Here is a 12,462-nt window from a genome sequence, read left to right as displayed (position 1 = left end):
TTTGCACTCACTCAACCAAGGTGTGTAAATCCTTTGGTTTTTACTTCGGTGGTGCCTCTCCCACTCAAGTTCACTCAACCATGGATCACATTTTGAACAAAGGGCCATCACTTTCACACCTAGGACCTAGCTTCATTCATTAAGTCCACTCCGATGTTACCATTTTTGACGCGCCGGTACCTCCACATATGTCTTCGTATCTATCAACGATTGAGCACGAGCGTGCTTGCATGGCCTTGCTATACTGAAAATTGACGAGATTACCTTTCGGAGCAATTGGAGTGAAAGAAGATGTGCGGCGCAATCTACAACGTTAACGACCACCCTGCATTACCCGGAATCCTTTCTGAGGCGGGCTACACTCGGGCAGAGATAGAAAACATTCTGGGCACGGTCGTTAATCCGAAGCGCGAGTTGCGACCTACTGACCGGGTTCTAAGCATAGTGCTTACGAAGGAAGGCCGTCAGGTTATGTCCGCTGTGTGGTGGCTGAAGCTCGACAAGAACACGCTGCAGCCCGATACCAAATGGGCTTCATTCAATTGCCAGTCGCGCCGAATTTTGACATCAAAGATGCATTCAATCCCGCCGCGTAGTTATCGAGCGGTCGTATTTGCACGCGGCTTCTTCGAATGGCAGCCGATATACCCTGGGGGCCGACTCTACACGGCGCTGACTCCAGATGAACAGAAAAAGCCTCCACGCCCCATTGCCAAACACCGATACCTGATTCACGACCCGGGCAAGATTATGATGCTCGGGGCCATGTGCAAGCACTGGATAGAGCCTGATGGGCAGCCGTTGGTGTCCACCGGGGTCATTACCTTGCCACCCCACCCTGATTTCCTAGACATCCACTACAAGTCGTTTCCCCTGGAGTTGCAACAGAACGAACTCAGCAGCTGGTTGGACAAGAGTATTCCACATGAAGAATTCGAACCGCTGTTCAATACCACTGATTACAGACGATCGCTGGAGGCGGTACCGGTAAACGAACCAGCTTTCGAACCTATTGGAGATCCAGTTTCGTTAGTACCAGGATCAAAGACAGGCAACGGTTAATCCAATCGCGCCCTCGGTACTTCAGTGAAACGTGTGGTGAACCGGGGTGATAGTCGATCCTGGCGCATAGTAGTAGGGCCGTTCTTTGTACCTTCACTGGCGAAAGTTACCGCCCCCCGACATTCACTATTCAGTCGGTCGAGCAGACTCAGTAGTTCTTGCCGCCTGGGTTGGTTACCTGATTCCTGAAACAGATCCGGTTGCCGGGCCGTCAGTGGGTAAAGGTCCGTCAGCAGAACACCCGCTTTGGCGTACCTGAACCCATCTCTCCATATGTGGTCTAGTAATCTATTGGCCCGGTTTAGCAGTACGCTGGTATCGTCCGTTGGCCAGGGCAGCTTTTCGCTGATGCTATTGGAGTAGTAAGGATCACCTGAAAAAGGGCTGGTTCGAATAAAGAAACTGTACTGGCCAGCCACCATCGATTGGGAACGGAGCCGCTGACATGCATTGGCGGTATGTCGAACCAAGGCCTCCCGCAAAGCGTTGCGGTCGGTAACCCGCTGACCAAAGGAACGGGAGCACATAATTAGCTGTTGCTCTGGCTGGGCGGTCTCCAGCTCTATACAGGATTCCCCGTTGAGTTCGCGGACCGTTCTGGCCAATACCACCGAGAATTGGGAGTGGATCTGGGCTGGGTCGGACTGCGCCAGGTCCAGCGCCGTCTGTATGCCCATCGCCCTCAGTCGCTTTACCAGTCGGGGTCCGACACCCCAGACATCGCTCACATCCGTTAACGCCAACAGTTTCTTTTGCCGCTGGGGGTCGGTTAGATCGACCACGCCGTGGGCACCCCGATATTTTTTGGCAGCTCGATTGGCCAATTTTGCCAGTGTCTTGGTTGAACTGACCCCTACACAGACGGGAAGCCCGACATCCCGGTATATAGTCTCCCTGATCTGTCGGCATACCGGCTCGACAGAGTCGATACCCGTTAGGTCCGCAAAGGCTTCATCAATGCTGTAGACCTCAACCCGGGGTACCAGCGATTCAATCGTCTCCATGACCCGAGCCGACATATTGCCGTTTATGTGGAATGGAAAGTCAAACAGTATTTTAGACGGCTAGCTATTAGGGTGCTAGGGTCAATTTGCTCGGCACCCAGAGCAGGTAAGCCACCATCCTGAGTAACATCATCATCGACTGGAGGACAATGACTACCACGGCGGTACGCCAGGTCTCCGGCCCTTGAACTGCGCTCGGCCAGGAGTTCGGTTACCCAAACCCGGACCAGGAGTGTAAGAATTAACCTCCCGAAAGCGCCGAGCAGGTGGCTGCTGATAGCCGTTTCAAACCATTCCGTACCCAAGAATAGCCAGAGGCAAAAGGGTAAGGCAAAAACTGAACCAGCAGAAGTATTGGCGTTCCAGCGATGGCTCGCCCGGCCTCACCCCTGCCCAGGTGCGCAAAGCTGATAAACCACTCAGAACAGGGAACCAGCAAAACCAGGAGAACTCCCGCCTGTACCGCAAGTGATTACGGCAACAATTCAACCAAGCCACCCACTACTAGAAGAATAATTAAAAAATTACCGAGCAACACTGCTCACAGTAGGTTATGTTTTGTACATTCGTGCCGATATACGAAGCAAACCAGTAGCGATACATGGACGATAGCAGTTACTTTTAGCACAAAGCATTAAATGCAAGTAAGTCTCATTTTTATTGATTTACTGATGAAGGCTTCGAGCCAAAAGTAGTAGGACCGGCAAAAGTGAAGTAATGGTTAATCACTGAAGCCGACTTTGACTTGGATTTAAGCTTACGAGGATGTGCTCAGTGAGAAACAATCAACCGGTTACTGATCGTGAAGTTACCTTTTCGCCCGATGAGAAGCTTATTTCAGCCACCGATCGCAGTGGACGTATTAAACACTGCAATGATGCCTTTGTGCGGGTAAGTGGCTTTAATCGAGAAGAACTTATTGGTCAGCCCCATAACATTATTCGCCATCCGGACATGCCATCAGAAGCCTATGAGGTGATGTGGTCTCATCTCAAAGCCAACCAGCCCTGGATGGGGCTTGTCAAAAACCGATGCAAAAATGGCGACTACTACTGGGTAAACGCCTATGTAACGCCAGTGACTGAAGACGGGGAGGTGGTTGGCTATGAATCCGTTCGCCGGGTACCCGAGCGGTCTGATGTACAGCGAGCTGCAAAGCTATACCGGAAGATCAAAAAATCCGGCTTTAAATCAGGTGCGTCATTGCCTCCCAGCCAGGTTTTGGTGACGGCGCTGGCTACTATCGGTACTGTAGCACTATTGATAGTTGGTCAGCTTATCTGGGCAAATGTACTGTCATTGCTTGCGCTGCTGGGACTTTCAGCTTGGTGGCTAACATCTCGCAAAAACCTGATGTCGGGTCTGAACGGTTTACTTGGAAAAGCGTTCAAACATGATTTAGCCGTTAAAAGCTATACAGATGACACCAGGGATCTGGGGCGACTGAAAGTCGCTATCATGAGCGAACAGGCACATCTCGATACTGTCCTGACTCGCATCCAGGATGCGTCCGTTCGCGCAAGCGGCGATGCCTCCAACGCACTGGCTATGGCAACGGAAGCACAGTCTGAAATGCTCAAGCAGCAGGCGGAGTCAGATCAGGTAGCGGCGGCCATGAACGAGATGACAGCGACTATCAACGAAGTATCCAGCCATGTTCAGCAAACCGCTCATAAAGCGGAAGAAGCCAGTGGCCTCGCCAAAGACGGTGCTTCTGTCTCGCGAAAAACCCAGCAAGCCATTGAACAGTTGAAAACCAAGGTCGACGACATCAGCAAAGCTGTCGGCGATTTATCAAAGCAAACCGAGACCATCATGGGCGCCGCCCAGATCATTGAGCAAATTGCCGAACAGACCAATCTTTTGGCACTGAATGCGGCCATCGAAGCAGCGCGGGCTGGCGAATCTGGCCGGGGTTTTGCGGTAGTGGCTGATGAAGTACGTCAATTAGCACAACGCACCCAGGGGTCGACGCAGGAAATCCACTCCATCATTGCTGAACTGAAGAATCGAGCCAAACAAGCAATGACAGTGGCCGACGAAGGTCAAAAGGATGCAGAAGAGGGGTTGAAACAAGTACGCATTTCATCTGAAAAGCTCTCTGGTATTGCTGAGTCGGTTAATGGGATCGCCGATATGTCGCAGGAAATGGCGGCTGCTGTTGAAGAACAGGCACAGGTGTCAGAGCAAATAAATCAACAGATCGTAACGATCTCTACCTTGGCCACCAATAACGCCGAGCTGTCGACTCATGCGGCCGAGCGAATAGGGTTGGTTACAAAGGTTGCTGCTGAACTTGAGGAACTGGTAACGAGTTTTAAACGGTAGGAATCTTGGCGTAACAGGTTCGGTTAAACAATGCAGGGATGGGGTTCACTACGAGGTAATGGCAGTCGCTACAATGCTGCCATTACTTCGAGATCAGTGGCCGATTATCATTGGCCAATACATCAATGTCTGAAGCGGCCAAGGGCCGACTGAAATAGTACCCCTGAAACTGGTCACATTTACCTTCTATCAGAAAATTAAATTGCTCAATGCTCTCCACCCCTTCAGCGACCACATCCAGATCCATGGCTTTCGCCAGAGACAAAATCGAGTTGACTATTTTCACATCATCAACACCGCCAGGAAGGTCGTTGACAAAGCTTTTGTCTATTTTCAATTCCTTAATCGGCAATTGTTTCAAATAAGCCAAGGAGGAATAGCCGGTCCCAAAGTCGTCTAGCGAAAAGGTTACTCCCAGCTCCTTAAGGGCATTCATGTGTAGAATACTGATGTCTATTTGTTCAGCCAGTGCGCTTTCAGTCACTTCCAACATCAGCGAGGCCGGGTTGACATTAATCTCTTGGAGTAACATGTCGACCTGATGCTGAAAGAGCTCTGAAGAAAGTTGGTATTGGCTGATGTTTACAGCGAGTGTCCAGTTTAGCTCAGGGTTAATAACAAGCCATCGTTCTAAGTCCTTAAGGGCCTGACGCAAGACAAAGTTACCCAATGGAATTATAAGTTGGTGGTCTTCAGCTATCGGAATAAACTCTTCCGGGCTTATCCAACCATCAGTTGGATGAAACCACCGAACCAGAGCTTCCAATCCAACAATGTTTGAATTTTGGTCAACTTTTGGCTGGTAATGGACTAGCAGTGCATCCTCCGCTATGGCTTGACGAAGGTCTTGCTGCCGCTCCAAACGCAGCAATATCCGTTGTTCCATCTCCCTATTGAAAAAACAAACCCGGTTTTTGCCTTGCTTTTTAGCTTCATACATTGCTATGTCGGCTTGCCTCATCAAGTCACTTTGCTCAACAGACTCCCCCTTGAAAATTGAAATACCGATGCTTGCCGAGGTTTTCAGACGACGTTCGTCGATGAAGTAAGGCTTCCTCATCTCTTCAAGAACCCGATCTGCAACAACACTCGCACGCTCCATCGCCTGGATTTCATTATCACCTAATGATGTCAATAACAAACAGAATTCATCGCCACCTAACCTAGCAGCGGTATCCCCGTGCCAGACATTGTTACTGATGCGATGGCCCAGCTCAATCAACAACCGGTCACCAAACCGATGACCCAGGGAATCGTTGATATTTTTAAAATCATCAAGGTCAAAAAGTAGCATCGCAGAATAGCTATTGGATCGCGTGCTTAACGCCATCACCTGTTGAATCCTGTCATCCAGCAATCGTCGATTCGCCAAGTCAGTTAATGGGTCAAAATAGGCCAGTTTTTCAATCGCCATTTGTTGGTTTTTTGACTCAGTGATATCGCGAATAACCGCTACATAAAGTGTTGACCCTTCATGTTGTGTTTCTGAAACAGCGATTTCCAGTGGGAAATATGTACCGTCACTCCTTTTTCCAGTGAGATCACGGGTACGACCCATAATACTGAACTTACTCTCATTGGACTTATAGCTTTCCATGTATTTATCGTGGTGTTTTGAGTAAATCTCGGGCATAAAAACTTTGATGCTTTTACCAATCAGTTCTTCCGAGGCATATCCAAAAATCCTTTCCGTAGCACGGTTACACGTCTGTATAATGCCTTTACTGTCAGTGGTAACAAGGCCATCGGTCATCGTGTTTAAAATGGCTTGTTGCAATCGCAAGCTGTCTTTGGTTGCTATCTCATTTCTTTTCTGGTCATCGATGTTGTTTTGAATAGCCAGAAAACCGGTCACTTTGCCAGATTTATCCTTTAAAGTAGAGCAGCTGACGTCAATCCAGTATGGCCTGTGTGTTTTAGTATAATTAATCAATTCAACACTAAAACCCTGTTGAGCCCTGATACAGGACCCCATGTACTCAACGACCTCGGGGTCGGTTTCTGGCCCTTGCAGAAAACTCCCCGGTATTTTTCCAACCACCTCGTCAAACTCATAACCCGTTATTGATTGAAAGGCATCGTTTACCCACTCAATACGTCCCTCCAAGTCTGAAATAATAATGCCATTTGAGGTTTGGCGGCTTACTTCTGACAGCAGATGAATCTGTCGATTCGACCAGTCTGCTTTGCTGCGTCGGTCAATCGCATCAAATAGCTGCCCAATGGTGTTGATTAACGGTTTTAAGGCCTGGTAATCGTCGTCGTGGTAACCTCCCTGCCGATTCGCAAGGCCAAGCATTGCAATCAGTTTGCCATCGGAGCGCATGGGAATGCCGATAAAAGACGCCAGAGTTGGGTGTCCGTCCGGCACGCCACCTCGCCGGTCGTCGGTATGTGGGGAATTGGAAATCAGGTAGTCTGACGAATTCAGTGTAGCTGCCAATAAGGTATCGCTTCGTCGGAACTCAAGCTCACCTTCCGCTTCCTGTAGATTTTTTTCGAAGAATCTATTGTCATCTAAAACCTCACTGATCGCTTTTGCTACGATGTAAGGCTGCTCGTTCTCGAATCGGACTTCACCCACGAACCCGTATTCACTTTCAGTCACTTTTAGCAAGTCATCCAACAGCATCTGAAAGATTTGTTCCGATACCTCCTCGTGGATGAATTGGGACTGAGCGTTAACGATCGCGTTGACCAGCGCCCGACTCTTGGTGAGTTCGGCCTCGGCAATGACCTCGCTGGTAATATCCCGAATAACAAAAATCACCTGATCATTGTTTAAAGACTTAACCCGTGCTTCGTAATACGAGGGCCCCTCGATATCCATCTGATATTCATAGGTAACCTGATCGCCCGATGCAATCGCCTGATCAATTGCGACCATTCCCTTGTCAGCCAGATCTACTGGCAAAATGTCGTGAAGTGTCTTTCCAAGCAGATCATCATTTTTCACTGCTTGCTTGGCGTGATCGTTAGATTGCAGGAAAACCCCCTTGTTATCGACAACGAAGATCATGTCCGGCATCGCCGTCAAAACCGCTTTGGAGTAGGCTTGTTGCTGGAGGTCATGTTGGTTCAACGCCATCTGGTCGGTCAGGCTCACCTGGCCCTCAGTGATGTCTGCCAGTAGTCGGAGGTGTAGTCTGTCCTGCTCGGAGAAAGCGCGGGGGGAGGAATCAATCAGGCACAGGGTGCCGATTTTTTGACCATCGACTAAAAAAAGCGGAGCACCGGCATAGAATCGTATTCCGGGGGCATCTGTGACAAGTTGGTTGTTGCTAAACAACGAAGTAGACAAAGTGTCTTCTATGACATATACACCGTCCTGCTTTATGGCGTGCACACAGAATGACTGCTCTATGGGTGTTTCGTGAAGATCCAGCCCCGGATGGGATTTAAACCATTGGCGCTTTTCGTCGACCAGGGAGATCATTGCCGCATCACAGACAAATACACCTCTCGCCAGTTCAGTGATGTGATCAAATCGCTTCTCGGGCGATGTATCCAGTAAATTCAGGCGATAAAGACTGTTCAGTCGTTCTGTCTCGCCCTGTGTGTCATCCCGATCAGTCATAAGAACCAATACCTGAAACTGCGACGTTTAAAGAGTTGATATATAGTAGAATGTACAGTTTATAGCAATATTCATGGTTTTGCTTGAGGCTAATGGCTTGCCAAGCCGCTGATGTGGCTTGTCTATGGCAGGGCTATTACCATTGGCCAAAAGGATCAAACATGTCGATAGATGGAATATATTGTAGTTAAAATACCAATAAAATATATTAATCGAGGTCCAGTATGCTCAACTGTACGCATCCGGATGTTTCACCTTTCTAGGTTCAAGGTGGTACCAATACAAGCAGAGAGACGTTGGTCGAAACCCCCTCAGACTTTATCTAGCCTTTCGATCGCTTTCTATGATCGCCTTTTCAGCATCAATTTCACTTGGGGTTCTACCGTCCAGGGTCGGCACACTGTCCAGCTTTCGAATGAGTCCGTCTAATTTCGCCAGATCGCCTTCCACTATTTCCCGCTCATCCGCAGTCAGCGGAACTGCTTCCAAATACCGTTTGATGGACGTTCTGCTTTCTAATGCCTGGGCCCTTGCGCTAGCTTTCGGCAAGTTGAAGTCGCACCCAGCACAGGCCATGCGATGTGGGCAACTGCTCCAAAAAGGATTTGAACAGTACGAGTCGCCCAAGTCATAAAAGGTGTAGGGTTCACCTGTATGGCGAGCAATTACGTCATGGTCGACCAAAACGGAGACCATGTGAGCCATTTGATCTGCTTTAACGAAGGATGCTGCCAGCTTTGTAGGCCGAATTCGAATGTAATGCAAAGTCGAATTCGGCGAGCTATGCCCGGACCACTGCATCAGCTCGATAAGCGACATGCCTTGAGGGACGCTGGCAAGTGCCGTCACTGCGGAGGCCCGCCCCCTGTGACTGGTGATTCGCCCGCGACTGTCCTCCAGTGGCACACCCGCCTTGGCGCACAGCATTGGAATGATGGTTCTGTTGATGACACTTGAACCTATACGCTTGCCTCGAAACTGAAATAAGTAGCTAACGTTCTCCCCGGTTCGCTCATCGAGCAATACGGCCTGGTTGGCCGGCCTTTCCTGCAGCCAGGCGTCAATGCGCTCCTTTATAACTACCCCTACAGGTTTGACGAATGCTTTGAACGTCTTACTCGCAGGAATGTCGAGGTAGCATAGGGTTCCTGCCGGGACGATTGTTCCGTCCTCGTTAACCACATCATGAGTCTGTGGATGTGCACAACTTTTCTCCAGCCGTATAATCTCATTACTTCGCAGGCCCGCATGCGTCCACAGCACGGCCATGGCTTTTACCATCGACAGGGGATAGTGAATTTCTGAAAGCAAATCTTTACGTTCGATATTAAGACTCGCCCAAATTAACTTGAGCCAGGTCGAGTCATCAATAATGCGGGGGTTTATACCCGAGTTAAAAGCCACGGATCGCGGCGCAGCCAAGTGATGTCGAGGACTGAACTTCAAACGTCCCCAACCCCAGAGTTCGAAGTCTATGAAAAAACGTCGCATAGCATGCAAAAAGCTTCGCTTTGAGTTGGCAGCGATAGGCTGGCCAAGTCCTTTGAGCTGTGTTCCCTTCGCTGATTGCAAAGCCCATTCACCGACGGTCATCCGGTCCACAGCGGCAATAAACGCAGCGCAAGTGGACATGCTCCAATCGGTGGGCGCTGCAATTTCTGGGCGCTCACGAGCTAGCCAGATTCCGGTTCTCAAAATGAAGCTGTAATTACTTTCACGTGTGCGAGGGCGCAAGGTGGAGGTGTCTCGCCATCGACGGCACCACGTTGCCCAAATAGGATCGATACCGTCAACGCTTTTATCCCGCCAACTGGCATAGCCTCGCATACGCAGAGGCTTCTCTATAATCCCCATAGCAGCGAGGCCGTGAGACACTTTTCCGACCGATCTGGCGATACCTTTGCTTCGATGCTGCTGGCCCCTCAATAACAGCTCCTCGGTAAAAGTCTCCAACCGCGGATCGCCGTTTTCCAACATCAAGGCGCCCAGAACACAGGATAAGAGCTGCTCAAGGTTGCGCGCAGCATAGCCTAGCGAACTCAGCACTTCGCTCAAGCGAGCATGCTCTTGTGCGAACACTACAGGACCGAAGATAGAAGAAGCATATAACGCCGGCTGTCGAAACTTGGTGATACGCTGCGGGGTTTGAAAGCCGCCGAGGTGGTAGGCGACGGAAGCAAGGTATGGTCGTGACCCTGCTCGACCATGAAGCAAGGTCAACCACTGCGACTCTGACCAACACCAGTAGGATTGACCAAGCTTGCTGACATTCCAGAGGATGGCTGCCACTGAATCGATTGCTAATCGCTTGGAAACGCCGCTGTGAGTCGCCACATCAACCAGCGGCTTCATGAGCCCAGGCATCTCTGATTGGAGGTAGTGCCAGTCTGAGCGGTAAAGGCGATTCGAAAGTTTGGTCAGCTCTATATTCGATAGTTCATTCTGACGTTCGTATTGGCTCGCATCGAACGGAACATAGGAGGTTACGGAGGGTGCGCTCATTGCAATGCCTCAGATCCAAAGAGTTCACAAAACATCCGGGCATCGAGACTGCCAATGGAATGAGCCATCTTTGCAGTTAGATCTGTGCCCGATAAGTGCAAGTAAACCAAAGTGGTTTTGGGATCTCGATGGCCAGCATATGCAGTCAATTCATGGAGCTTCCAACCAGCACGGGCCAGGTGGGTAAGCCGAAGGTGTCGAAAAGTGTGAGTGCTCAGGTGCGACAGCTTTGCCTCATTGGCCCACCCTTTAACCGTTTTACTCCACGTCCAACGGGTCAGTGACGAGCCTCGATTGCGATCTGATTCTGATCGAAATAACGAGCCTCGTTTCCAGCCCGCGCCCCGAAGAGCATGTAGATGCTCGACTAATACAGGTGCAATTTCAGGGCTGTAACAGACGATGCGGCTTCGTTTGCCTTTGGTCGTTTCCGCTCGCACTGAGACTAGTCGATGTGCAACGTCTAGATCCTCAATCCGTAAGGCCACCAACTCGGCACGGCGTAGTGCCCCAAAATACGCCAACGACAACATGAGTCGGTCGCGGATAGAAGACCTGGCTGCAATACTGAGAAAGTGTCGCCACTGCTCATCGGTCGGAATATTTGGCAACTTCATCAATCGTGGGAGCATGCCTCTGACAAACCCGCCATGTTCAGGCACTTGGCACAGTCGACCGTGCTGTCCCCGAGGTATAGGGTTCTGCTTGCAAAGTCCCTGAAAAACCAGATGATCGTACCACAACCGGATAGCGGTAAGCCGTTGATGCAAAGTTGAATTTGCCACCGCGCTTTTGGCACCGGGTAACAGCTCACGGATGTATAGCGTTACTTGTTCGAATGTCGCAAATTCGGGCTTCTGCCCAATCTCTTCGCAATACAATAAGTAATGCGTAAGGGCGCGGCCATAGGCGTCTAGGGTGGCCTGCGCACGCCCCAGATTACACAGTAGCTCCAACCATGCTTGAACACTGGGATAACGACTTAACACTTGTTTGTGCAATGGGGTGGTGGCCATAGGCGCCTCCTGAGCGTCAACGGATACAGATTAGCTCAAAAGCATTCCACCTAACTTAATACAGGGCATAGTTCGAGCTGAACACCGTTACCTGGTTACGCCTTACCAGATCACCAATCTTGAACATCGGCGCTCCCATGGGGATACCCATTGCCTTAGCCTCGGCCGACCGGGCAATGACACAGCCATCATTATTGGACAGAACCACCACAGGCCGGCCTCTAAAGCGAGGCTGGAACAGCTGTTCGCAGGAGGCATACATTGAATTCACGTCAATGAGCGCGATCACCGTCGGTTTCAGACATCACCTCCCAGCATGGGTTTGACCACAAAGGTGACGACGCCGAAGATTTCGAGCTGCTGGTCACCGGTCAGCTCGATGTCCGGGTGATCATCGCTCATGGCAATCAGTTTCATACAGGGACTGGTTTGAAGTCGCTTCACCAGGAAGTCGCCATCCACGGCAGCGACAACTATGTGCCCATGCATAGCCTCAACGGCCCGATCCACCACCAGGTAGTCGCCGGGCGCAATACCACCCTTCACCATAGACTGCCCCTCGGCCCGGAGCACATAGGTGGCGGCTGGGCGCCTGATCATCAGTTCGTTGAAGTCCAGCTGACTGTCCAGGTGATCCCGAGCCGGGCTCGGGAAGCCCGCATGAACTGGGTCCGCATAGAGGGGGACGGTGCTGGGAAGGGGGTTATCAGTAAGGTCAAAGAGTACTGCTTTCATAACGCTCTACTGTATAAATAAACAGTATTCTAAGCAAGGCCAGCCAGAGAGCAAGCCTGAGTGTGCTTTCGATGCTGATAACGTCGACTCCTCTAGGACTCCATTGAGTTTCGGAGGGCTCTATAGTAAGCGTTTGTACAGTGTTATATGTACTCCAAAAATATTGTGAACCTTTGTAGATGAGGTTCAATCGGAGCGCTGGGCATGGGCATGGGCGTATGGCGTACTTGCATGAATA

General features: G+C 50.3%; 8 protein-coding genes. 2 read left to right on the top strand and 6 right to left on the bottom strand.

Features of this window, described 5'->3' with window-relative positions:
* Nucleotides 1-291 precede the first annotated feature (291 nt).
* Nucleotides 292-1,062, top strand: a complete 771-nt coding sequence (locus tag ABJT94_RS05850; RefSeq protein WP_348474785.1) for an SOS response-associated peptidase family protein — start codon at nucleotides 292-294, stop codon at nucleotides 1,060-1,062.
* On the opposite strand, the gene ABJT94_RS05845 is transcribed toward ABJT94_RS05850, so the two are convergent.
* Complete coding sequence (locus ABJT94_RS05845) at nucleotides 1,059-2,081, bottom strand: DUF4113 domain-containing protein (protein WP_348474784.1); 1,023 nt, start codon at nucleotides 2,079-2,081, stop codon at nucleotides 1,059-1,061. The two genes, ABJT94_RS05850 and ABJT94_RS05845, sit on opposite strands and share 4 nt — an antisense overlap.
* A 759-nt stretch (nucleotides 2,082-2,840) precedes the next feature.
* Between ABJT94_RS05845 and ABJT94_RS05840 the strand changes: the two genes are divergently transcribed.
* Complete coding sequence (locus tag ABJT94_RS05840; RefSeq protein WP_348474783.1) at nucleotides 2,841-4,394, top strand: PAS domain-containing methyl-accepting chemotaxis protein; 1,554 nt, start codon at nucleotides 2,841-2,843, stop codon at nucleotides 4,392-4,394.
* A gap of 82 nt (nucleotides 4,395-4,476) precedes the next feature.
* Here the strand turns inward: ABJT94_RS05840 and ABJT94_RS05835 are convergent, their stop codons facing one another.
* The 5 genes from ABJT94_RS05835 to umuD all read right to left on the bottom strand — a co-directional run bounded on the left by ABJT94_RS05835 (nucleotide 4,477) and on the right by umuD (nucleotide 12,224).
* A complete protein-coding gene (locus ABJT94_RS05835) occupies nucleotides 4,477-7,971 on the bottom strand; it encodes an EAL domain-containing protein (RefSeq protein WP_348474782.1) in 3,495 nt (1,164 codons plus the stop codon).
* A 318-nt stretch (nucleotides 7,972-8,289) separates the two neighbouring features.
* Nucleotides 8,290-10,473, bottom strand: coding sequence for a tyrosine-type recombinase/integrase (locus ABJT94_RS05830; protein ID WP_348474781.1), 2,184 nt, complete (start codon nucleotides 10,471-10,473; stop codon nucleotides 8,290-8,292).
* Nucleotides 10,470-11,489 (bottom strand): tyrosine-type recombinase/integrase, encoded by a 1,020-nt coding sequence (locus tag ABJT94_RS05825; protein WP_348474780.1) that lies wholly within the window; start codon nucleotides 11,487-11,489, stop codon nucleotides 10,470-10,472. Before ABJT94_RS05825 ends, ABJT94_RS05830 begins: the two co-directional genes overlap by 4 nt.
* 55 nt (nucleotides 11,490-11,544) lie before the next feature.
* Nucleotides 11,545-11,778 (bottom strand): hypothetical protein, encoded by a 234-nt coding sequence (locus ABJT94_RS05820; protein WP_348474779.1) that lies wholly within the window; start codon nucleotides 11,776-11,778, stop codon nucleotides 11,545-11,547.
* An 8-nt stretch (nucleotides 11,779-11,786) separates the two neighbouring features.
* Nucleotides 11,787-12,224, bottom strand: coding sequence for a translesion error-prone DNA polymerase V autoproteolytic subunit (gene umuD / locus ABJT94_RS05815; RefSeq protein ID WP_348474778.1), 438 nt, complete (start codon nucleotides 12,222-12,224; stop codon nucleotides 11,787-11,789).
* Between the last annotated feature and the right edge of the window lie 238 nt (nucleotides 12,225-12,462).

The sequence above is a fragment of the Saccharospirillum sp. genome, assembly GCF_039982735.1.
GTDB lineage: Bacteria > Pseudomonadota > Gammaproteobacteria > Pseudomonadales > Natronospirillaceae > Saccharospirillum.
This window is presented reverse-complemented; position numbering and strand designations above follow the sequence as displayed.

Coding starts and splice junctions, on each gene's coding strand:
- ABJT94_RS05845 (WP_348474784.1), bottom strand. CDS start 2,081: ATGTCGGCTCGGGTCATGGAGACGATTGAATCGCTGGTACCCCGGGTT.
- ABJT94_RS05850 (WP_348474785.1), top strand. CDS start 292: ATGTGCGGCGCAATCTACAACGTTAACGACCACCCTGCATTACCCGGA.
- ABJT94_RS05825 (WP_348474780.1), bottom strand. CDS start 11,489: ATGGCCACCACCCCATTGCACAAACAAGTGTTAAGTCGTTATCCCAGT.
- ABJT94_RS05835 (WP_348474782.1), bottom strand. CDS start 7,971: ATGACTGATCGGGATGACACACAGGGCGAGACAGAACGACTGAACAGT.
- ABJT94_RS05830 (WP_348474781.1), bottom strand. CDS start 10,473: ATGAGCGCACCCTCCGTAACCTCCTATGTTCCGTTCGATGCGAGCCAA.
- umuD (WP_348474778.1), bottom strand. CDS start 12,224: ATGAAAGCAGTACTCTTTGACCTTACTGATAACCCCCTTCCCAGCACC.